The organism is Sorangium sp. So ce836 (assembly GCF_028553905.1).
Lineage (GTDB): Bacteria > Myxococcota_A > Polyangia > Polyangiales > Polyangiaceae > Sorangium > Sorangium cellulosum_D.
The window spans coordinates 1498872-1519602 of the sequence record NZ_CP102233.1; the positions used below are offsets into that span (position 1 = coordinate 1498872).

General features: G+C 71.7%; 20 protein-coding genes. 8 read left to right on the top strand and 12 right to left on the bottom strand.

Going from position 1 to position 20731, the window contains the following annotated elements:
- Positions 1-89: 89 nt before the first annotated feature.
- Positions 90-764 carry a DUF4339 domain-containing protein gene (locus NQZ70_RS05630; protein ID WP_129573297.1) on the bottom strand — a complete coding sequence of 225 codons (675 nt, stop codon included), beginning with the start codon at positions 762-764 and terminating at the stop codon, positions 90-92.
- Between the two features lie 331 nt (positions 765-1095).
- Here NQZ70_RS05630 and NQZ70_RS05635 point away from each other — a divergent pair, with 331 nt between their 5' ends.
- On the top strand, positions 1096-1881 hold the full coding sequence (locus NQZ70_RS05635) for an OmpA family protein (protein WP_129573298.1): 786 nt from the start codon (positions 1096-1098) through the stop codon (positions 1879-1881).
- Positions 1882-2001: 120 nt separating this feature from the next.
- Here the strand turns inward: NQZ70_RS05635 and NQZ70_RS05640 are convergent, their stop codons facing one another.
- The 7 genes from NQZ70_RS05640 to NQZ70_RS05665 form a co-directional block, all read right to left on the bottom strand.
- Positions 2002-4197 carry a response regulator gene (locus NQZ70_RS05640; protein WP_129573299.1) on the bottom strand — a complete coding sequence of 732 codons (2196 nt, stop codon included), beginning with the start codon at positions 4195-4197 and terminating at the stop codon, positions 2002-2004.
- A complete protein-coding gene (locus NQZ70_RS05645) occupies positions 4181-5761 on the bottom strand; it encodes a methyl-accepting chemotaxis protein (RefSeq protein WP_129573300.1) in 1581 nt (526 codons plus the stop codon). The genes NQZ70_RS05640 and NQZ70_RS05645 overlap by 17 nt, the downstream gene beginning before the upstream one ends.
- Positions 5762-5905: 144 nt before the next feature.
- The gene (locus NQZ70_RS05650) at positions 5906-6487 is read right to left on the bottom strand and encodes a YfiR family protein (RefSeq protein ID WP_237245067.1); all 582 of its coding nucleotides are present in this window, start codon (positions 6485-6487) and stop codon (positions 5906-5908) included.
- Positions 6488-6586: 99 nt separating this feature from the next.
- On the bottom strand, positions 6587-7078 hold the full coding sequence (locus NQZ70_RS05655; RefSeq protein ID WP_237245068.1) for a PleD family two-component system response regulator: 492 nt from the start codon (positions 7076-7078) through the stop codon (positions 6587-6589).
- Complete coding sequence (locus tag NQZ70_RS05660) at positions 7075-7584, bottom strand: chemotaxis protein CheW (protein WP_129573302.1); 510 nt, start codon at positions 7582-7584, stop codon at positions 7075-7077. Before NQZ70_RS05660 ends, NQZ70_RS05655 begins: the two co-directional genes overlap by 4 nt.
- A gap of 442 nt (positions 7585-8026) precedes the next feature.
- On the bottom strand, positions 8027-8134 hold the full coding sequence (locus NQZ70_RS53255; RefSeq protein ID WP_020733093.1) for an ecotin family protein: 108 nt from the start codon (positions 8132-8134) through the stop codon (positions 8027-8029).
- A gap of 135 nt (positions 8135-8269) precedes the next feature.
- Positions 8270-8800 (bottom strand): YkgB family protein, encoded by a 531-nt coding sequence (locus tag NQZ70_RS05665; protein WP_129573303.1) that lies wholly within the window; start codon positions 8798-8800, stop codon positions 8270-8272.
- Between the two features lie 126 nt (positions 8801-8926).
- On the opposite strand from NQZ70_RS05665, the gene NQZ70_RS05670 reads away from it, so the two are divergent.
- The 4 genes from NQZ70_RS05670 to NQZ70_RS05685 all read left to right on the top strand — a co-directional run bounded on the left by NQZ70_RS05670 (position 8927) and on the right by NQZ70_RS05685 (position 13072).
- Positions 8927-9568 (top strand): sigma-70 family RNA polymerase sigma factor, encoded by a 642-nt coding sequence (locus NQZ70_RS05670; RefSeq protein ID WP_129573304.1) that lies wholly within the window; start codon positions 8927-8929, stop codon positions 9566-9568.
- The gene (locus NQZ70_RS05675) at positions 9565-9798 is read left to right on the top strand and encodes a hypothetical protein (protein WP_129573305.1); all 234 of its coding nucleotides are present in this window, start codon (positions 9565-9567) and stop codon (positions 9796-9798) included. Before NQZ70_RS05670 ends, NQZ70_RS05675 begins: the two co-directional genes overlap by 4 nt.
- Positions 9799-11302: 1504 nt before the next feature.
- On the top strand, positions 11303-11491 hold the full coding sequence (locus NQZ70_RS05680; protein ID WP_129573306.1) for a hypothetical protein: 189 nt from the start codon (positions 11303-11305) through the stop codon (positions 11489-11491).
- A gap of 1059 nt (positions 11492-12550) precedes the next feature.
- On the top strand, positions 12551-13072 hold the full coding sequence (locus NQZ70_RS05685; RefSeq protein WP_207217756.1) for a GrpB family protein: 522 nt from the start codon (positions 12551-12553) through the stop codon (positions 13070-13072).
- A 278-nt stretch (positions 13073-13350) separates the two neighbouring features.
- Here NQZ70_RS05685 and NQZ70_RS05690 read toward each other — a convergent pair whose 3' ends face one another.
- The gene (locus NQZ70_RS05690; RefSeq protein ID WP_237245069.1) at positions 13351-13872 is read right to left on the bottom strand and encodes a hypothetical protein; all 522 of its coding nucleotides are present in this window, start codon (positions 13870-13872) and stop codon (positions 13351-13353) included.
- 105 nt (positions 13873-13977) lie between these two features.
- Positions 13978-16341, bottom strand: coding sequence for a hypothetical protein (locus NQZ70_RS05695; protein ID WP_272827890.1), 2364 nt, complete (start codon positions 16339-16341; stop codon positions 13978-13980).
- A gap of 88 nt (positions 16342-16429) precedes the next feature.
- Between NQZ70_RS05695 and NQZ70_RS05700 the strand changes: the two genes are divergently transcribed.
- Positions 16430-17101, top strand: a complete 672-nt coding sequence (locus NQZ70_RS05700; protein WP_129573308.1) for a tRNA (guanosine(46)-N(7))-methyltransferase TrmB — start codon at positions 16430-16432, stop codon at positions 17099-17101.
- Positions 17102-17176: 75 nt separating this feature from the next.
- On the opposite strand, the gene NQZ70_RS05705 is transcribed toward NQZ70_RS05700, so the two are convergent.
- Positions 17177-17368 (bottom strand): hypothetical protein, encoded by a 192-nt coding sequence (locus NQZ70_RS05705; protein ID WP_237245072.1) that lies wholly within the window; start codon positions 17366-17368, stop codon positions 17177-17179.
- Between the two features lie 461 nt (positions 17369-17829).
- On the opposite strand from NQZ70_RS05705, the gene NQZ70_RS05710 reads away from it, so the two are divergent.
- Together NQZ70_RS05710 and NQZ70_RS05715 are read left to right on the top strand one after the other, a co-directional pair.
- Positions 17830-18033 carry a hypothetical protein gene (locus NQZ70_RS05710; RefSeq protein ID WP_207218059.1) on the top strand — a complete coding sequence of 68 codons (204 nt, stop codon included), beginning with the start codon at positions 17830-17832 and terminating at the stop codon, positions 18031-18033.
- A 540-nt stretch (positions 18034-18573) separates the two neighbouring features.
- Positions 18574-19344, top strand: coding sequence for an MXAN_6577-like cysteine-rich protein (locus NQZ70_RS05715; protein ID WP_129573310.1), 771 nt, complete (start codon positions 18574-18576; stop codon positions 19342-19344).
- 58 nt (positions 19345-19402) lie between these two features.
- Here NQZ70_RS05715 and NQZ70_RS05720 read toward each other — a convergent pair whose 3' ends face one another.
- Complete coding sequence (locus tag NQZ70_RS05720) at positions 19403-20722, bottom strand: serine hydrolase (RefSeq protein WP_237245073.1); 1320 nt, start codon at positions 20720-20722, stop codon at positions 19403-19405.
- Between the last annotated feature and the right edge of the window lie 9 nt (positions 20723-20731).

Consider the following 20731-nt stretch of genomic DNA (forward strand, 5'->3'; position numbering starts at 1 on the left):
CTTCGCGCCTCGGCGGTGTTCTTCTCGGGGGGCCGTGTCAGGAGGGCTGAACGTCGCGCGCCGCGCAGGGAGGCTGGAGCGCGGGGCGCTTACTTGGTGGGCGCCGGCTCCGCGGGCGCGCGGAGCGGGTCGATCGAGCGCGGGGTCCCGAACCCGGGGCCGCCGAGCGCGGTCTCGATCTTCTGATACACGCCCTCCCGCCCCGCGGAGCGCGCCGCATCGAGGAGGACGTCATTGCGGTAGAGCGTCAACATCAGCCCCGTCACGACCGACAGCGCGAGCATCAGGCGCTGCGCCCGGCCCGTGTCGCGCGCGCGAGCGCGGGGCGGCGCCTCGACCGCCTCGGCCGGCTGGATCATCAGCAGCGGGGCGCGCAGATCCGGCATCCCGGGCGGGGGCGTCGGCCGGGACGCCGCGAGGATCGCCGCCGGGGGCGCCTGCACCTCGGTCCGCGTCACCAGGTGCGGCGAGCTGTCCAGCTCCCCGATCGGCATCGTGGGTGAGACCGGAAACATCGACGACAGGCTCGACACCACCGGCGTCGGATGATCGGAATCCATGTTCCGCGACGGAGGACTGGGCGGGGGCGGCGGACCCCGCCGCGCCGTGCTCTGCGGAGCCGGGACCCGCGCCGACTCGACCGGGGGGTCCGAATCGAGCCCCGCCACCACGCCGAGCGGCTGCCACGTGGCCATCCCGGGCTTCCATATCTTCGTGGACTCGTCGATGAGGTCGAGCCGGAACAGATCGTCGAGCTTGTCCAACGTGAGCACCTTAATGTCGTCAGGCGCGATCGCGACGTGCCAGAGGCTCTCGCGATCATCGGTCGCCGGAACGGGCGGCGCGGGGCGCCTGGCTGGAACGGGCGGCGCAGGGCGCCGGGCCGGAAGGGGCGGCGGTTTCATACAAAGTCCTCCCTTGCGCGCGCGAGGATGCCACGGCCCGAGCGCACCTGTACACACCGACATGAGGCGCGGCGCGCTTTCGAGATGGTACGGATTTTTTCAGCGACTTGAGGCGCGACCCGTGGCGCTGGCGGGATCCTCGCCACGTAGGTATTCTCGCGGCCGATGGGGGCGGAGCATGGAGGCATTCATGAGCACAGCGGATGAGGTCGCGGCCAGCAACAGCGCTGGATCGTCCGGCTTCCGGCGCTGGGTCCGGCTGGTGCCGGCGCTCCTCCTCGTCGCGAGCGCGACGTTCGTGGCGGCCTACTACGTTCCGCTCCGCCGCGCTCACCTGCTCCTGATCGAGGAGCAGCGAAAGTCGAACCAGCGGGGCCAAGACCTCGAACAGACGCTGAGCCAGGTGCGCGGAGAGCTCCAGCAAAAGGCGGCGCAGGTCGAGAAGCTCGAAGCGGACCGACGGCAGACCGAGGACGCCAAGAAGTCGGGCCTCGCGCGGATCGAGCAGCTCAAGACCGAGCTCGCAGGGAAGCTCGACAAGCAGATCAAGAAGGGGACCGCGGCCGTCGCCGTCGCGGACGGTCAGGCGCTCGTCGCGCTCCCGGAGACGGCGGTGTTCGTTCCTCACAAGCTCGACGTGAGCCCGCAGGGCCGAGCCCTCCTGTGCCATGTCGCGGGCGCCGTCGCGGCCATCGGCCAGGCGCCGATCCGCGTGGGCGCGGTCAGCGGCCCTCCGGAGCTCGTGTCGCCCGCGCTGCAGAGCGGGTATCCGACGCCGTGGGCGCTCTCCGCGGCCCGGGCGGCGAGCGTCGCGCAGGCCCTCCAGGACGCGTGCTCGTTGCCAGGAGCCCGGCTGTCCGCGGTCGGGCACGCCGAGCACGACCCCGCCGGCGCGGCGCTCGGAGAGAGCAAGCCGCCCGCGGGGCGGGTCGAGATCTCCATCGCGCTGCCGGGCGAGCCGGGCGACGCGAGGTGACCGGCGCCGGGGGGGCGCCCGCGGCTCAGCGCGGGTCGCGCTCGAAATTGATCCTTTCATCGAGCACCCGCCTCCGCGCGAGCTCGACGAGCTCCGCGACGCGGATCACGACCCGCGTCGTCACGCGCCACCGAGGCTCTCCGCGACGATCCGGCGCAGCTCCTCCTCGACGAACCGCTGCTTCGACAGCACCGCCCGCACGCCGAGCTCGCGCAGCGCGGCGACGTTCTGCGCGTGGGTCGCGGCGGTCTGCGTCGTCAGCACCACGACCGGCACCCGGGCGAGCGCGGGCGTGCGCCGGAGCTCCGCCACCATCTCGAGGCCGTTCATGTACGGCATCTCGATGTCGGTCAGCACCACGTCCGGCGGCGCCGCCCGCGCCCGCGCGAGCCCCTCCCGGCCGTCGCTCGCCTCCTCCACGCGCAGGCCGATCGCCCGCAAGATCCCGGAGAGCAGCTCCCGCGCGACCGGGGCGTCTTCGACGACCAGCGCGAGCGGCTCGCGCTTGGGCACGACAAGCGCGAGCGGCTCGCGCTTCGGCGCGGCGGCCGCGGCGCGCGCCGGCGCCTCCCGGGGCGCCTGCCGCGCCCACGCGAACACCCGCTCGACGTCGAGGAGCAGCATCGCCCCGCCGTCCGCCGTCGGCGCCACGCCGCGCACGAGCGGCGAGCTCCACGGCAGCTCCTCCGACCGGACGAGGGCGACGAGCCGCGGGTTCTCGTAGCCGTCCACGCTCACCGCGAACAGGCCCGCGGCGTGGTGCAGCACGAGCGCCGCGTCCCCCGGCGCGGGCTGGCCCCCGTCGCCGAGCACCGCCCCGAGCGCGTAGACCGGCACGAGCTCCACGCCGGAGCCGCCGGCCAGGCGCACGCGCGGCCCGTCCGAGGTGCGCAGCACCTCCTCCAGCAGCATCACCGAGTGCACGGCGTGCGTCGGCACCGCGCACCGGAACCGGCCGCAGGTGACGGGGACCACCTCCTCGCCGTGGGGGCTCTTCGGCACGACGAGCAGGATCGTCGTCCCGAGGCCGGGCCTGGAGTCGACCCGGACCTGCCCGCCCAGCGCGCCGATCTCCCGCGCCACGACGTCGAGCCCGACACCCCGGCCCGAGATCGCGCCGACGCTGCGGGTCGTGGTGAGCCCGTGCGCGAACAGGTACGGGATGAGCTCGGCGTCGTCGAGGGACGCGACGTCCGGGACCACCTCGGCGAGCACCTCGCGCAGGCGCGCGAAATCGACCCCGCCGCCGTCGTCCTTCACCTCGACCCGCACGGCCGCGTCGGTCTGGACCACGGTCACCGCCACCGCCCCGCGGCCGGGCTTGCCGCGGCGGGCGCGGACGTCCGCGGGCTCGATGCCGTGGTCGACGGCGTTGCGCACGAGGTGCAGCAGCGCCGGCTCGAGGCGGCGCTCCACCGCCGCGTCGAGGAGCCCCGTCCCCTCGACCCGCACCTCGACGTCCTTGCCCAGCATGCGCGCCGCGCTCCTCGCGGCGAGCGACACCTGGTTCAGGAGGCGCTCGGTGCGCACCACCGACGCCCTGCGGACCACCTCGTCGAGCTCGCCGAGCGCGCGCCCGGCCGCGAACTCGTTGCTCGACCAGTCGGCCCGCACGGCGCCGAGGAGGCGCTCGATCTCCGCGCCGTAGCCGAGCGTCTTCGTGATGCGCTCCGCGACCCGGTCCGCGGCGGCCCCCCGGGGGTCGATCTCGACGAGCAGCGCGCGGAGCATGCGCTGGGCCTCGCGGAGCCGCCGCTGGAGCACCTCCCGCTCGCCGTGGAGCCGCTGCATCTCGTGCAGGAGCGCCCCGACCGCGGCGGCGTCGAGGGCGGCGGGCGGGGCGGCCTGGTCCGGCGCGGCCGCCGGGTCGAGCCGCGGCGGCAGGGCGCTCTCGGCCGCGGGGGCGGGCGGCGGCGCGGGCTCGCCGGCGGGGGCGCTCGGGCCCGTGAGCTCCGCGTGCGCCGCGCGGAGGGTCTCCTGCACGGGGCCGAGGTCGAGCGCGGCCGCCTCGCCGGCGCTCGCCGACAGGAGCCCGAGCGCCTCCAGCGCGCCGAGGAGGCTGTCGCCGGTGAGCTGCGTGGGGCGCGCGCCGCCCCGCACCGCGTCGATGACGGTCTCGGCCAGCTCGGCGAGGTCGCCGCACGCGGCGAGCTCCAGCATGTGCGCCTCGCCCTTCAGCGTGTGCAGGAGCCGGCGCAGGACCGGGAGGTTGCCGGCCTGGCCCTGCTCGAAGCCGAGCCAGAGGTCGGTCGCCTGGGCCACGCGGTCCGGCATGGCCCGGTGGAACGCGGCGACGAGGTCAGCCCGGCTCCTCATCCGCGTCCGCCTCGTCGATGGCCGGCGCCGGCCCCTCGCGCTTCGCCCCGGCCGGCTTCACCCGGAAGGTCTTCGCCGTCGCCTTGAGCGCGTGCGACAGCTGGAGCAGCGACTCGGCCGAGCGCGTCGCGTCCGCGCTGCTCGTCAGCGTGTCGTTCACCGCGCCGACGATGTCGACGATCGCGGTCTTCACCCGGGCCGTCCCCTCGCGCTGGTGGTCCACGGCGTCCGAGATCTTCGCGGCGGCGGCGGCCGTGTCGCGGGCCAGCTTGATGCCGTCCTCGGTCGCGAGCACGGACGCGTGGGAGGCGGCGTGCATGTCCGCCACGAGCTTGCGGATGTCGCGCACCGAGTCCATGACGTGCTCGGACAGCCGGCGCATCTCGGCGGCCACGAGCGAGAACCCGCGCCCCACCTCGCCGGCCTTCGTGCCCTCGAGCGCGGCGTTCAGGGCGAGCAGATCCGACTTGTCGGCGATGCTCTGGATCAGCGACAGGATCTCGCCGATGCGGTCCGAGTGGGTGCTGACGAAGCGCGTCTGCTTCGCGGTGCGCTGGACGCTGACGAGGCTCCGCTGGGCCATCTCGTGCACGGTGGCCGCGTCCTTGGCGATGTGATCGGCGCTGGCGGTCAGGGCCTCGACGGTCCGGCGGATCTCCTCGAGCGCCGCGTTCTGCTGGTTGGCGGTGGTCTCCTGCTCGCGGACCGACGAGAACATCCCGGCCGCGGCCGACGCGACCTCCGACGAGGTGTTGCCGATGCGCGTGGCGAGCTCCTGGAGGCTCGCGACCATGGCCCGGAAGGCGGCGAAGAGCTCCCCGTCGCCGGTGATCTTGCAGGTGAAATCGCCGCCCGCGACCCGCGACGCCGTCTCCTGGAGCTCGCGCAGCTGGGTGTTCATCCGCTCGAAGGCGCTGGCCATGTCCCCGAGCTCGTCGCCCGAGATCCGGAGCGACAGCCGCGCCGACACGTCGCCGCGGGCGATGCGGTCGGCCGCCTCCTTGATGTGGGCCATCGAGCGGGTCATGCGCGCCGAGATGACCCACGCGAGGCCGAGGCCGAGCAGCATGATCCCCGCCGACTGGAGGGCGATGGTCCTGCGCGCGTCGGCGCGGCGCTGGGCGATCCGGTCGCTGCGCAGCCCCACGGCGAGCGTCCCGAGCTGGCGGTCGCCGCTCCGCGAGCGGATCGGGGCCTCGCTGACGACGACGCTCCCGTCGTCCCCGCCCTGCGCGCCCGCCGGGCTCCCGGGCGCCTGCACCGCGCCGATCGCGGCGATGCGCGCGCCCTTTGCGTCGTAGACGGACACCCAGCTCACCAGGGGATCGGTCATGGCGGTCCGCAGGGTGTCCGGGAAAGTGTCTGGCGGCTGCTCGAGGTCCATGGCCACGCCGATGGGCTCCTTCAGCATCGTGGCGAGGATCCCGGCGCGCTCGCGCAGCTCGGCCTCGCTGGCCCGCGCCGTGCGGTCGGGGATCAGCCACAGATCGAGCGCCGACAGCACGATGGCGACCGCCGCCACGAGGGCGGCGATCTTCCAGCGGATGGAGCGAAAGTTGAGCATGGCGGCGGCGGAGGAGGATCGATGAGGGTCGCTGATCGATGGCGGACGCTGGGGGAGGGATCGTGAGTCGCGAATCGTGAACCGTGAATCCCGAGAGGGGCGGCGCGCCGGGCCGGCGGGCCTGCGGCCGGCGCCGCGAGGGCCCTAGTCGACGATGCGGGCGAGCCGGAGGAACTGCGGATCGAAGCGGAGGCCGATGGCGTTGGCGAGCTTCACGTTCAGGAGGAGCTCGGGCTTGGTGCCGGCGAGCCCCACGGCCACGGCGCAGCCGCGCTTCGTGTCGTCGCCGTCGCCGCACACGACGATGCGGACCACGGCGCCCTCGCGAGACGGGATGTCCGGGATGGCCGCGGCGAGCCCGCGCGCCACGTAGACCACCTCGGCGCCGCCGGCGCGCAGCGCCTCCTGCAGCTGGGCCTTTCCGGTGTACGTCACGCGCAGGACGGTCGCCTGCCGGCTGGCCACGGTCGTCTTCGCGGCCAGCTTCGAGAGCACGGTGGCCATCGCGTTCGCGTCCTCCGCGCTCTCGCCCGACTCCCCGCCGACGACGGCGAGCACGGCCGCGCCCTTCCGGCTCGCGAACCCGCTCTCGTAGCCGATGGAGCGCAGGAGGATGGCGCCCCTCAGCTCGTAAGGGACGGAAGCGGCCGAGCGGCCCTCGGCGCTCGCGGTGGTGACGAGCAGGAGGGCCATCAGCATTCGAATCGAGGAGCTCGGAAACGCCATGGGTCTCTGGTCAGCCTTGAACGACCTCGAACGGATCTTTGCCCAGCGCCGCATCAGACACCGATGTCGGGGAGGCGGCGGGCGTCGACCACCCCCACGTCACCGCTCCTTGCCGGCGAGCCGCCGGACGAGGGCCGGCAGGCGATCGAGGTTGCGCTTCGAGAGGACCGCGTCCGCCTGGACCTCCATCTGCAGCTGCTCGAGCTCGCGCTCGGAGTGCCCGGACATCAAGATGACGCTGAGGTGCCCGAGCCGCTGGTTCTTCCGGAACAGGGTGAGCAGCCGGTCCCCCCGGATGGTGGGCATGAAGACGTCGACGACGACGATCCGCGCCTGATGTCGCACGATGGCCTGGGTCGCCCCGATGGGGGAGGGGAGCGCGACCACCTGGAAGCCGGCCGAGCGCAGCAAGCGAGAGACCTCGTCCCGGGCGATCTCGCTGTCGTCGATGACGAGCACCGGCGGGCTCGGCGGCGCGCTCGACGGCGATTTCGGCGGCGGAGACGCGCTCGCGGGCGTCCCCGCTTCATCGGTCGGATCGGCCGGCGGCCTGGCCCGCGCCGTGGGAGATCGGGAGCTCGGATCGCTCATCGACCCAACCAGGCGGCCGGATCGCCGCGCGGCGCGACGGACGGCTGCGGCGCGCCCTCGGAGGCGTCGAGCAGGTGGATCACGTCGAGGAAGGTTACTACTCCCTCTCTGGTGTCGACCACCGCTTTCGGCGCGAGCTCTCCGAACACTTGTACCGCGCCAACACACCGCGTCTTGCCGGCGGGCAAACCCAGGTAACCCCGCTGCGTGCGGCAGACGACGATGCGGAGCGGCGCGGCCGCCGGCTCGGCGAGCGGGGCCGACACGATCACGATGATCCTGCCGCGGTCCTGGAGGATGCCCATCACCCGCGGATCGGCGCGCGGCAGCGGCAGGGGCGTGCGCCATGCGATCACCTCTTCGACCTGCTGCGCCCTCAGGGCGAAGGTGGCCGCGCCGAGCTCGAAGAGCAGGAGGTCGACAGCGGCCCTCTCGCGCGGCCCCTCGTCCGGGGCGTCGTCGTGCAGGTCGAGCGGCGCGTGAACCTGAGTGGGCGCGTCGGACAAGGTGTCCTCGATGTATCACAACGGCTGAGGCCGGGGAGCCGGTTTCGCGCTCGTTCTCGTTCGATTCATGCGGTATCGGGCGTCTTCTGACTCACCAGGCCAGCCGCGCTGTGACTCACCAGGCCAGCCGCGCTGTGACTCACCAGGCCAGCCGCGCTGTGACTCACCAGGCCAGCCGCGCTGTGACTCACCAGGCCAGCCGCGCTGTCCTGCGGCGCCCTCTCGCGCCCATGCGGAGCTCGCGGTCGCGCTGCGCCGCTCTCCCGGGCGGCGCGCTGGCTGAGCGCGCGCGCAGTGACGCGCGCGCAACCCTGACCACAGTGCAGCTGGACGCCCGTCGGCGTCCGTGAGCGGTTTCGGCTGAGGCGCCGACATGGTTGTCCAGGCGGCTCAGCTCGGCGCGCTCGATGCCCTACGACCGGATCACGTCATGGAAATGGCTTCAGCTTCTCGTCTGGAACCCGCCAGGCGTGGTGAACGTCCGGAATGCCGCATCGAGGCCATCCGGAACGTAGATCACGAGTGGAAGCTTGGAGTTGTAGCGGATCATCTCTCTCGCAATGGTCGCCGTCGGCTCACTGATCTCCGGGCACCGTGGCCCGTCATGGCTTCTTCGTCGGGCGGCACTGATGATCGGTCTCGATCCGATCGACGGACGCTCGTCGCCCTGGTCGCTCCCTCGGCCCTACGCCTCGCGACTTGCAGCGCGGAGCGCCTCCCCGAGGGACCAGACGGAGATCGCCAGCAGGGCCACGTCCTTGATCAGGAACTGACCGAGCGCGCCGATCGCTGGGAACCCGCCGATGTCATCCGCCCACGCTCCGGGTGTCGTGATCAGGAAGCTCAGCGTGCTCAGGAACGTCAGCACCCCGAGCAGGCTGCCGACGGCCGCGATCCGAGCGGACCACGGCCGGGACAGGACCGCGAGCCCGATCGCGATCTCCGTAAATCCGAGCAGGTTGGACATCCCCTGGAACCCCAGCACGGGATATGTCCATGAGAACATCGGGCTGTTCTCGATGAACGGTCGGATCGCCTGCGCCTCGAGCACGGTGAACTTCATGCCGCCGATCCACAGCAGCGTGAGCGCCAGACCGGCGCGGAGCAGGCGGCCGCCGAGGGCCTCGATCCGGACGCCCCACTCGGTTAGGCTGGGCTCCGTGCGCTTCGTAACCTGGATGTCGGCGAGCTGGGCGGTACGGTCGGTGGTCGACATGGTGGGCTCTCCCTCGTGGATTCGGTCTCTCGGGCCTGCCTCGTCGGCGGCCCGCTCTCGGTCCATGGGACGCCGTGGGGGCTCCGGTTCTTACTTCCGCAGGGGGACTCTTTTCGAGGCGGCCGGATGAGCGAGCGGACGAACGAGGAGTGGCTGCGGCTCCTCCGCGAGCCCGAGGCGCAGGCGAGCACCGCTGTCGCCGAGCTGCGGCACGTCGTGCGGGGAGGCCTGCAGCGGGCGCTCGCCGGCCGTGCCGGCGTAGGGGACGCCGTGATCGACGACCTGACCCAGGACGCCACGCTGAAGGTGCTCGGCGCGCTCGATTCCTTCCGGGGCGCCAGCCGCTTCACCACCTGGGCGATCACCGTCGCCATCCGCGTGGCGCTCACCGAGCTGCGGAGGGCCCGCTGGAAGGACGTGTCGCTGGAGCAGCTCACCGAGGGCGCGGGCGGGCCGATCCCGATCGCGGCCCCTGACTCGAGCGCCCACGTGGCCAGGGAGCGAATGATCGCCGCCCTGTACCAGGTGCTCGACACCGAGCTGACCGATCGGCAGCGCCGGGCGCTCATCGCCGAGCTCAGGGGCATGCCCCAGGTCGAGATCGCCGAGCAGCTCGGGACGACCCGGAATGCCCTGTACAAGCTGACCCACGACGCTCGCCGCAAGCTGCGACAAGGCCTCGCCGCGGCCGGCTTCGGCGAGGACGACGTAAGAGAAGCGTTCGACATCCCGTCCCAGGGAGGGATGCCCTCGAGAGGAGCGCCATGAAGCGCCTGTCCCAGGAAGAGATCCGCGATCTGGCCGAGGCCGTCCTCGCGACGAAGCCCGACGAGCTGACGTGCGATGAATGGCTGGAGTACGCGGCGCAGTACGCCGAGCTCGTCGCGGAGGGCGCCCCGGTGCCGGAGGCGCTGCGAGAGGCCGCGCGGCACCTCGAGCAATGCCCCGAGTGCGCCGAGGAGCTGCGCGCCTGCCTCCTCGCGCTGGCGGCGCGCTGAGGGTCGCGAGCGCCGCCGACACTGCGGAAGCTCATCCGGGCGCTCAGGAAGAAGACGGTCGAGGCCGGAGATGCCAGAGAGGGGTAGAGGCATGAGGCGTGGCGGCGGCGATCCTCACGGACCACAAGCCCGTATGCAGAACGGATCACGACTGGAGCGGTCAAGAAATTCCCACTTGGACCTCGTAGTTGTCCCTTAATTATGCTGCGCGCAGTTTCGCCGGCGACGCCGGCGCGACGTGAACAAAGCGGGCCTCGGTCTCCGACGCGGATGGAGAGGGCCCTGCCGTGGCCGCCGTGCCTCTCCCGGGCCATAGGCCGAGCAGCAACGCGCCGAGCCCCGTCGGCCCCGACGTGAGCGGCAATCGGCCACGCCGATGGCGACACCTGGGCAGCTTACGCAGAAGCCGCTGACGACGACAGCAACATGGGTGCCTACATGGTACCACATTATGCGACCATTCTGAAGCCTGCGGACGCCGATGCTCTTGAAACTCATGGATTAAAGTAAGATATAATGCGTAATCTATCCTACGCAGAAGGTGCCTATGATCAACAGGCTCACATTAGTCCCGATCCAGGTGGGTATCGGCTGCTTCCTTGCTCTCTCCGTTGGTTGCACCGTTGAGACGGACCTATCCGAAGATATAGCGAGTTACGAGGAGCCGCTCACAGCGATTGCTACCAACGTCAGCGCCTTGGCCTGGGGGTCGGTTAGTTATGTAACCTGTAACTCCTGCTGGTCATGCGCATCTAGTTCCAGCAATCCTGGTGCCATTTTTTGCTCTGGAAAGTCGAAAGCAACCTGTCACGATCCAGACCAGGTCTCTTCCAGCGGATACTGGGAACCATTATTCTACTGCGATAATACCTGCTCCAATGCGACATCGGCAAGCTACTCAGACGCAGACCGCTTTGTCGCGATGCCAAGCACGAGCGCGGGTGTCTCATGTGGACAAATTGTGACCGTCTGTTGGAACAATCGTTGCAGCAAGGCGACTGTTCGCGACCTGTCAGATGCAGCGAAGTGGGAATTGAATCACGGCGTAATGAATGCTCTAGGGGCCCCAGTTAACTCTACGATCAGTAGTGGAGTGTCTATACACACAGGGTTTCCGTCTGCGGCGCCGTCCAGTATGTATCCGTCTGGTAGCGTCTCTGTGAGCTTCCCGGTTACGTTGCAATGGGGCGCGGTATACCCAGGGACGACGTACTATCAGATCGATCTAAAATACTCGTCCGGTTCCGGATGGGTCCAGCTGTATGGTGGATTCCTTAATACGGCCGAAAACGCCAACTCCATGCCAGGTATCGGGACCAACCTTCCATCGGGAACTGGATACTCCTGGCGGGTGCGGGCGTGCAATGAGAGCGGATGTGGGCCTTGGTCAACCACCGCCTATTTTACCCATCTGTGATGGTCTATTCCGGCACATCCGGGCCCCGTATCGGATGGCGGGTATGGATCCAGTTTGGGACTGTGTTCTCAACTGCGTCTAACTGACATGATCGCCGCGCACCCGGGCCCCTGGACGCTCACGGTGCGCCCCGAGAACCCGGAGGGCCTCGCGCTCTGGCGACGCACGACGGCCGAGTTCGAGAGCATCTCCGTCGACGAGCGCGAAGAGCGCGGCGCCGACGGCATCGTGCGCACCCGCTTCTCGTTCACGATGCCCGCGCGGCTCCCGCGCTGACGTCGTTCGGCTACGCCCGCGCGCTTCGAGGAGGCCAGGCGGCGCCGTGTGACCTCCGTGTGCCCCGACGACGCCAGGGTACAGGGCTCCACGAGAGGGCACTCGAGTATACGAGAGGAATCGAGCCCCAGATGGCCTCTGACACCGCTCCGACGCGTCCGACGCGGCGTCCGCCGTATCTCTCGCGCATGCGCCCCGCAGATTCGTCTCCGGGGTCGGTTTGCCGGCGCCTCGACTACGGAGAGCCGTCTCTTCTCTCTGTGACCTGCGTGTGACCTGATGAATTTCAGCAATGGTGAATCGGGGGAACGGCGCGACGTGAGCGAGATCGCCGGACTCGGGCGACGCAGGGAGGAGCCCCAGCAGGGGGATCCTTCCCCCGCAGTCCCACGCAGCGCTCCCCGCCGATCTGGCGGATGTGCGACGGAAGCGCGAGCAACTCACGGCCGCCGGGCAGATCCCCGAGCTCATCGAGCTGGCTCGGCGCTCTCGCCGGAGCCGGCGCCGAAGCGCCTCGGCAGCCGGAACAGGGGCTTGCGCCGCGACCTCCTGAGCCGCCGAAGCCGCTGCGGGGGCACCGTGGGCGCGCGCCGCTTCCCCCCGTCTGCCGTGCGAGACGCGCCGTTCCTGAGGCCGAGCGTAGGTGGCCGCAGTGCGGCGCGGACAAGCGGACAAGAAGTGCATCCATGGCGATGGGTGGGCGATCACGGCACGCAGGGGGCACCTCCCCTGGCCTGGGCCATAGGGATCGCTGCCGGCGGCACCTGCTCTTGACGCGCGACGGTATCTCGGATGATCTCGGCGATGGGCACAACCACGGGGATGGCTGGAGCTGCAGCGAGAACCGGCGCGATGGTCCGGACACCGTACGCAGCGACGCCCAGCCTCGCCTTCCAAGTCCGATGAGAGCCGGCTCCCTCTGCCGGAGTCTCGCCGCCCGTAGCCGTCGCGCCTCTGATAAACGGTGCCGCAGCAGCGGCCGGATCCGAAGATCCGGGGATAGAGACAACCATGAGCCGTCTGAGCAGAACTAGCGCTGACATCGATGAGCCGATCAGGGTGGTCGAATACGACCCCCGCTGGCCGATCTGGTACACTGCAGATGCGGGTGAATTGTCGAACGCCCTCGGCGCCCGGATCCGAGAGGTGCAGCACTTTGGCAGCACCTCGGTGCCCGGAATGGCGGCCAAGCCGATCATCGACATTCTTGTTTCGCCGCTAGAGTGGCCGCTGGCCGCGCATGATAGGAGAGCACTCGAGGCGCTCGGGTACCAGTACCTCGGCGAAGCTGGCGTAGTCGGACGCGAGTATTTCAGGCGAAGAGGCGCGCACGACACCAACCTTGCGGTCGTCGAGTGGGGTACCAGCCTCTGGCACGACAACCTTCTCCTTCGGGACTTCCTCCGGGCGCATGAGGACGCGGCTGCCGAGTATGCGCGCTCGAAAGAGGAAGCATGGCAAAGTGGGGCGAGCACCCTCCTGACGTACTCGGAACGCAAAGGTCACGCCGTCACCGCTTTGTTGATCGCTGCGAAGAGATGGCAAACCAAACAATCCAGCGGGAGAGGCGACCCGGTGTGAGCGAGATCGCCGGAAACCAGCGTAGCGGGTGACGCGAGGGTACGGGGCTCCGCGGGGGCCCAGAGCAGGCCCCGAGCCGGCGGCTCGCTACCTGAGCGAGTCGCGGGCCACCACGGAGCGGACGCTGAGGGGCGGCCTCGGCGCGTCGTGAGCGGCCGGTCGGAGCAATGCGTATCGCGCGGATTGCTCGACCTCGCTTCCCTGCTCACGAGCAGCTCTACGATCGGGTTCCGGAGGAACGAGACCGCCGCGCGGCGGCCTCCGGAGCCCCGGCGCACTCAGGAGCCGTTCGTGTCGAGGAGCTCCCTGGCATCGGTGACGACCGCGGCGCGGCGGATCCACCGGTCCAGCTCGGCGACGTCCTTGCTCGCGAGGACGCGCTCCCGTATGTCGGCGGGGACCTCCAGCCCGCGGGCTTCGAACACGGCGAGCACGCCCTGCGCCTTGGCTTCGAGGAGCCCCTCCAGCCGGCCTTCCTGCCGACCCTTCGCCACGTAGCTGCGCGCGAATTCACTCTGATACTCGTATCCGCTCTTCATCATCGCCTCCAACGTCCGCCTCGCCGCTGCGTTCAGCGAGGATAGCACCACGTCCGCGTACAGGCCGCGCCGCTCCTGATCGAGCCCGGTTGCCGCCGCCAGGAACGCCACGCCGATCGCCTCACCGGCCTCCTCCTGCCCGTGCGCCATCGCCGAGAGCACGACCACCTCGGGCGCCGCCTTCGCCTGCTCGGCGTCCGTGACGACCGGGACGCCCTCGGGGCCGAGCACCAGCGGGGTCAGACTCCCCGGATTCGTCACGCCGTGTGGCCTGCGTGTGCCCTGACTTATCGGCAGCATCGAATGCCGCGCATCCGGATGCAGGCGTAACCACCGGCTCAGGCCCGGTGGTGACGCAACAGCATCTCAGCGCCCCACGATCCAGTAATGAAAGGCGTGAAATCCAGCCCCGCGCCGCAGGGTGATCGCGATCGGCGTCGCCCCGGCGAGGCGCGCGGCGGGGAGGGCCACTGCGCGCTCCACCCACGTCCCGGCCGGCACCTCGACGGTCCCCGCCTCCTCGCCTGCCACGGAGATCGCGAGCTCGGCGCCATCGTCCGAGGCCACCCGCATCACGAGGCGCGCCTCGGCCGGTGGCGCATCGACGTGAACGACGAACCGGTCGGCCGCCCTGTAGTACCGGCCCCCGTCGGCGATCTCCGCCCGGGCCCGGTCGACCTCTCCGGGCGCATCGCTCTCCGGCGCAGCGAGCGCGACCGCCACGTTGCGCTGGTCGGCGAGCGGCTCCAGCGCATATCCGTGCGCCGCCTCCGACTCGAGATCCGACACGTCGACCTCATCGAGGATCCGCTCGCCAGGCGCCGACCGCACCGGCAGCGCCCCGGAGCCGAGCAGGTCCCAGCGCGCCTCGTAGACGATCATCGTGGTGCCGCCGAGGATCGCCTGATCCTCGACCGTGGCGTCGACGAGTTCGCGGCCGAGCACCGGCGCGCAGGCCATCCAGTGCGGGTAGACGATGAAGTGCGTCGGCCGGCGCTCCGGGGGCAGCTTCTCGTAGTGCTCGAACCTGGAGCCCGCGCCGGCCACCCAGTAGCGCGCCTCGCCCTCGGTCGTCAGGCCGACGACGTCGAACGTCCTGCGGCCGCTGAAGTAGGCGAGCGCGCCGGTGTCGTTGACGCCGATCCGGGCGCCCTCGGGCAGGTGCTGCGCGGCCCAGCGGCCGAGCCAGACCTGCTGCCGATCGATGGCGCGCGCGGAGTTGGCGAGGTCGTGGATGGCCCACGGGAGCCGCGCGGCCAGGGCGCCGGCGAACGCGCCGGCGACGAGGGGCGTCACGTAGTGGAGCGAGCGCCGGACCCGCTGGGCGGCGTCGCCGAGCTCGCGCGCGAGGCACGCGGCCATGACGAGCCACGCCGGGGCGAACGGCCAGACGTAGCGCACGCGGTTCCAGAGGAAGCTCAGGTACGTGCACGGCAGCAGCGCGCCGAGCGCGAGCGCGGCCACGATCGCGGCGTGCGCGGGCCGGCCGCGCCGGTGCGCCGCCACGGCGAGCGCGACGGCGCCGAGGGCGATGACGGCGGCGGAGCCCTCGGGGAGGAAGACGGCGGTCCACTGGCCGCCGTCGAGGACGTCGGTCACGAGCAGCCGGATGTTCTGGAGGAGGGCGTCCCGGAGCGTCGGTCCGTCGTAGTTGGGGTTGCCGAGCAGCCACTTGACCGTGGTCGTCGACGAGGTCGGGTGGCCCGCGAACAGCTGGTTCAAGGCCGGGACGACGAGCGGGCCGAAGAGCGGCGCGAGGACGAGGAGGCGCCGGTCGAGGAGGCGGGCGATGGCGCTGCCGCGGCGAGGCGGCGCGGAGGGCGTCGGGGGCGGCGACGCCGGGAGGAGGGATGGCGGCGCCGGGCGGGCCGCCCAGACGGCGAGCGCGAGCGCGGCGATGAGGGAGGCGAGCGCGCCTTCGGGGCGGAGCAGGGGCGCCGCGAAGCCGGCGAGCGCGAGGGCGCGGGCGACGGCGGCGGGGGGCCGCTCGGCGGAGGCGGAGGGCAGCTGGGCAGAGGCGGTCGGCGTCGCAGCGGAGCCGGTCGGCGTCGCAGCGGAGCCGGCCAGCGGCGCATCGGAGCCGGCCAGCGGCGCATCGGAGCCGGCCAGCGGCGCAGCGGAGCCGGCCGGCATCGCAGCGGAGCCGGCCGGCATCGCTGGCTGCCCGATGTCCTCGGCCGCCTCCGCCTCCCCCTTCGCCGGCTCGAGGAGCCCGGCGGCCAGCCGGGCGGTCCGGGTGAGGATCCACGCGAACGCGACCGTCTCCATCCCGCTCCACGCGAACCACGCGAACGCCGCGAACCCGGCGCACATCGCGCCCGCGCCGGCGGCCGCGGCGGGGCCGGCGAGGGGGCGCGCGAGGCGCGCGGTCTCGACGGCGAGGGCGGCGTGGAACACGAGCCCGAGCGCCCAGATCGCGTACACGAGCGAGAGATCGCGCAGGCCGAGCGCGTAGAAGGGGGCGAGCAGCACGGGCCAGAGCAGGCTCGTGGCGCCGGTCGAGTACCCCTCGCCGGCGACGAAGCTGAAGAAGCCGCCCTCCGCGAGCCGCCGGGCGTACTGCATGTGGATGAACGCGTCGTCGAGCGGCAGCGCCGGGCGCCCCGCCTGATCGAGGACCGCCCGGATGCACAGCGCCCCGAGCGCGCCGCTCGCGGCGAGCGCGGGCGCGTAGGGGAGGGCGCGCGCGGAGAGGGCGCGCAGCGGGGAGGGCGCTTGGGGAGCCGCCATGGGGCCCGACGAATACCACCGCGCCCCCGAACCGGGCCGCGATTTCCCGCGCGCGCGTGGCCGGCATTTGGTAGAGCGCCGGGGCTCCATGGTCTTCCAGCCGCGCCCGAACCACCCCTACGCCGACGCGCCCCGCTTCCCCGACGGGGACGACGTTTCCATCGACGACCTGCTCCCGGGCACGGGCCCCGTCGAGATCGAGATCGGCCCCGGCCGCGGCGGCTTCCTGTTCGAGCGCGCGGCGGCGAGCCCCGGGTCGCGGCTGCTCGGGCTGGAGATCCGCCTGAAGTGGTCGGCGATCGTCGACGAGCGCCTGCGCAAAGGCGGCCTGGGCGGCCGGGTGCGGGCGCTGAACGCCGACGCGCGCGAGGCGCTCGGGCGGCTGCGGCCGGACGCGTCGATCGCGCGGTTCTTCCTGCACTTTCCGGATCCGTGGTGGAAGAAGCGCCACGAGAAGCGCCTGGTGATGGGCCCGGCGCTGCTCGACAGCCTCGCGCGCCTGCTGGTGGACGGCGGCGAGCTGTTCGTGCAGACCGACGTGGAGGAGCGCGCCGGGCTGTACGCCGAGCAGATCGGCGCGCACCCGGCGTTCGAGCCGGCGGGCGACGCGCCCGGCTCGCCGCACCTCGGCGAGAACCCCTACGGCGCCAGGAGCCCCCGCGAGCACCACGCCATCGCCGACGGGCTGCCGGTCAGCCGGCTGCTCTACCGCAGGCGGCCGCGCGAGGCCGGGGGCGGGGCGCCGACGGACGGCGGATAAGCCCCTCTCTGGCAGCGGTCGTCGCGGGCGATCCTCGCGCCCGGGGGGTGAACAGGGCACGTCCTCCTTCCCCCATCAGGGGGCGGGGATCGGCGTGCCGTCGTCGAACGCGTTGTCCTCCCAGGTCGTGGGCGGGTCGCCGTTGTTCAGGACGGGGCTGCCCATCACGTCGCGATCGAAGCGGTTGCCGCGCACGTCGATGGTGCCGCCGCAGTCGAGGCGGAGCGGGTACCAGCTCCCGCCGCCGAGCAGCCGGTTGTGGCTCACCACCACGTCCGATGGGCCCGTTGTCGGGGCCGAAGAAGAGCGCGGCGTTCACGCCGCCGTCGTCGACCGGCGGCGCCGAGGGATCGATCCAGTTGTGGCATATCACGATGTCCTGTCCGGCCATGACCTGGATGCCGTCGATATGCGATCCCGCGCCGCCGAGGAGGTTGTGCTCGAGCACGACACGGCTGGCGCCGAAGATGAAGCCGTCGTCTCGGCCCTTGCCATCGCCGGCGTGCAGGTGGTTGCGCCGCGCGACGGTGTGATCGGTGAGGAGCACGCCGCCGGTGATGTCGCAGTCCTCGATGGTCAGGTGCGCGTCCTCGATCGTCGTGTAGATCGCGTAATACTCGTCGCCCACCAGGCGCGATCTCCGGATGGTCACGTTCGGGTGATCCACATAGAGCCGGCCCGAGAGCTCGATCGCATCGAACACCTGGCCCTCGCGCTCGGTGTGCAGCGTGTCGCTGATCGGCGTGAGCGCGGTGTGTCCGGCGGGACGCCGGTCGTCTCCGCCGTCGGCCACTGCCGACGACGTCTACGTCTGGGAGGTGCCGGCCAGCGCGCTCGTCGGGGCGGCGACCACGCAGGTGGTGGTGTTCCAGGCCGGTTCGCCCGACGCCTACAGCGCGACGCTCACGGCCTCGCAGAGCACGGGCTGCTGAGCCCTCGACGTCGCTCCCCGTCCGCGGGAGCCCTCCGCGGCTGCTCCTGACCTTCCCCGGGGCCGGGGACGCCCGCTGCTCGGCGGAGGCCGCTCGATCGCCGGTACCACCAGGCGCGCACGTCGGCGATCCAGGTGCTGCGGAATCGCGCGAGGAAGCCAAGCCTGCGCTCCGAGCGGCGCACATCGCTGCCTGTGCGCCGCCGACTCCGGTCGTGGACCGGTTCCGACGTGACGTCGCGAGCTGGGGTATGGCACCTCTTCGCCGCGAGCGCGGCTGGACCAGTCTGCCCGTATCCCGGCTCATCTCTCCTACGGAAACACCGCTGCATATGTCATGGAGGCTACTCGATGGCTCGAGCGGAGGGCCTCGGCTCGAGATCTCCGCGGTTTTTCGAACAGATGCAGTCGCTCCTCCGGACGAATGAGAAAAAGCTGAGCCGCGCGCGCGGCCCGCCGCAACAGCGGTACGTGGGAGTCGTGGTGACTCCCCAGAACAGAACAGATCTTGAGCACTGCTCTACTTACATTGGAGGACGAGATGCATCGTGCGCGTGTACGCATGGGGATCCTGGGTTGGTTGGCGGGCGCGGTCGTCTGTTCGGTACCGATGGTCGGGTGCGGCGGCGGCGAGGGCGGCCAGGCGACGAGCACTACGTCAGACGCCACCACGAGCACGAGCGGCGCCGCTGGAGGGGACGCCGGGAGCGGTGGAGACGTTCAGGGGGGCACCGGGGGGCTAGGCGGCGCGGGAGGGCAAGGAGGGAGCGGCGAGGGCGGCGCCGGCGGCACCGGCGCCTCAGGGGGCCAGGGCGGGACCGGTGAAGGCGGCGCCGGCGGCGCGGGGGGCCAAGGAGGGAGCGGTGAGGGCGGCGCCGGGGGGCAAGGTGGCCTCGGCGGCGCGGGCGGACAGGGCGGCGAAAGCGAATCCCCGTGCGGCCCGACCGAGACGTTCTGCGATCCCCTGTGCGTCGATACGCAGTCGGACAACGCGAACTGCGGGGCCTGCGGCGCCACGTGCGCGGGAGGCTCGACCTGCCAGGCCGGCGCCTGCACTTGCCCGCTGACGGGGCAAACCTACTGCGATCCGCTCTGCACCAACACGAACCTCGATCAGTTCAATTGCGGCGCTTGCGGCAACGCGTGCGGCGGCGGCTCCTTCTGCACCGCCGGCGAGTGCACCTGCAATGCGGGGCTGGCGTACTGCGGCAGCCGCTGCGTGAACCTGAGCAACGATGAGGGCAACTGCGGAGCGTGCGGCGCCGCCTGTCCCGATGGACAGATGTGCGTCACGGGCATCTGCCGCGAGTGAGCGAGGATGTTCACACCGCCGTGCGCCGCGCCGCTCGGCAGCGGCGCGCGCCTCCGCGTCACGGCTGCGCCGGGCCGTAGACCGCGTGCCGCACGGCGTCCGGGAACTCGCCCGCCATGCCGGCCAGGGCCGTGTTGGTCAAGACGATCACCGTGAGCTTGGCGGTCGGGTCGACCCAGAAATTGCTGCCGTAAGCGCCGCCCCACTGCCAACTGCCGGCGGCGGACGGCATCGTGCCCGGCTCCGGCGCCTTCAGGACCGCGAACCCGAAGCCGAAGCCCCATTTCCCGCCCGGCTGCTGCACCTCGAGGTCACCGGTCTGGTTCGAGGTCATGGCCTGGACCGTCGCGGGCCGCAGGATCTTCCCGCCGCCGGTGCGCACCGCCTCGAGGAACTTGAGGTAATCGTCGGCCGTGCCGACCATGCCGGCGCCGCCCGACGGGTACGAGCGCGGATCGAGGATCCGCGACGGCGAATACGTGATCTTGGCCGGCCCGAACGGCACGACCTGCGGATCGGCCATCCGCGCCGGGCGCGCGCCCGCGTCGCCGTACGGGACCGCGAGCCGGCCCGGGTCGGCGACCGTGAACGCGGCGTCCATCCCGAGCGGTCCGGTCACGAGCCGGCGCACCACGTCCGGGAGGGGCGCGCCGCCCGCCTTGGCCACGACGCCCCCGAGCACGTCGGTCGCCAGCGAGTAGTGCCACGCCTTGCCAGGCTCGAAGAGGAGCGGCGCCTTGGCGATCCGCGCGAGGTTCTCCTCGAGGGAGAGGCCGGGCTGATCGAGCCCGTCGGACACGCGCTCGCGGTGATAAGGCCCGTCCGCGGCCTCCATGAAGGTGTAATTGAGGCCCGCGGTGTGGGTGAGCAGGTGGCGCACCGTGATCGTCGCGGCCCGGCCGTCCGCGAGCCGCGGCGAGAACGAAGGGAGCCATTTCGTCACCGGATCGTCGAGGCCCAGCGCGCCTGCGTCCACGAGCGCGAGGGCCGCCGCCGACACGATCGGCTTGGTCATCGACGCGAGGCGAAACACCGTGTCTTCGCGCACCGGCCGCCCCGCCTCCCGATCGGCGAAGCCGGCGGCGCGCCGGTAGACGACCTGGCCGTCGCGCGCGACGACGACGACCGCGCCGACGATCCGCCCCTCGGCCGTGGCCGCCTCGACCACCGCGTCGAGCCGGCGCTGGAGCGCCTCGTCGCCCCGAGGAGCGGCCGCCTCGGCCGGCGGCGCCGGAGGAGCGGCCGGCGTCGAGGCAGCGGCCGGCGCCGAGGCAGCGGCCGGCGGCGACGGGCTCGCGCACCCACCCAGCGCGGCAGGCAGCAGCGAGAGCAACAGGCCCGAGGCGAGCACGACGGCAGATGAACGGAAGAATTTCATAGTGAACGC

Bases quoted from the DNA above. Each gene is read 5' to 3' on its own strand.
- NQZ70_RS05635 (WP_129573298.1), top strand. From the start codon at position 1,096: ATGAGCACAGCGGATGAGGTCGCGGCCAGCAACAGCGCTGGATCGTCC.
- NQZ70_RS05640 (WP_129573299.1), bottom strand. From the start codon at position 4,197: ATGAGGAGCCGGGCTGACCTCGTCGCCGCGTTCCACCGGGCCATGCCG.
- NQZ70_RS05645 (WP_129573300.1), bottom strand. From the start codon at position 5,761: ATGCTCAACTTTCGCTCCATCCGCTGGAAGATCGCCGCCCTCGTGGCG.
- NQZ70_RS05650 (WP_237245067.1), bottom strand. From the start codon at position 6,487: ATGGCGTTTCCGAGCTCCTCGATTCGAATGCTGATGGCCCTCCTGCTC.
- NQZ70_RS05655 (WP_237245068.1), bottom strand. From the start codon at position 7,078: ATGAGCGATCCGAGCTCCCGATCTCCCACGGCGCGGGCCAGGCCGCCG.
- NQZ70_RS53255 (WP_020733093.1), bottom strand. From the start codon at position 8,134: ATGATCCGCTACAACTCCAAGCTTCCACTCGTGATCTACGTTCCGGAT.
- NQZ70_RS05665 (WP_129573303.1), bottom strand. From the start codon at position 8,800: ATGTCGACCACCGACCGTACCGCCCAGCTCGCCGACATCCAGGTTACG.
- NQZ70_RS05670 (WP_129573304.1), top strand. From the start codon at position 8,927: ATGAGCGAGCGGACGAACGAGGAGTGGCTGCGGCTCCTCCGCGAGCCC.
- NQZ70_RS05675 (WP_129573305.1), top strand. From the start codon at position 9,565: ATGAAGCGCCTGTCCCAGGAAGAGATCCGCGATCTGGCCGAGGCCGTC.
- NQZ70_RS05680 (WP_129573306.1), top strand. From the start codon at position 11,303: ATGATCGCCGCGCACCCGGGCCCCTGGACGCTCACGGTGCGCCCCGAG.
- NQZ70_RS05695 (WP_272827890.1), bottom strand. From the start codon at position 16,341: ATGGCGGCTCCCCAAGCGCCCTCCCCGCTGCGCGCCCTCTCCGCGCGC.
- NQZ70_RS05700 (WP_129573308.1), top strand. From the start codon at position 16,430: ATGGTCTTCCAGCCGCGCCCGAACCACCCCTACGCCGACGCGCCCCGC.
- NQZ70_RS05715 (WP_129573310.1), top strand. From the start codon at position 18,574: ATGCATCGTGCGCGTGTACGCATGGGGATCCTGGGTTGGTTGGCGGGC.
- NQZ70_RS05720 (WP_237245073.1), bottom strand. From the start codon at position 20,722: ATGAAATTCTTCCGTTCATCTGCCGTCGTGCTCGCCTCGGGCCTGTTG.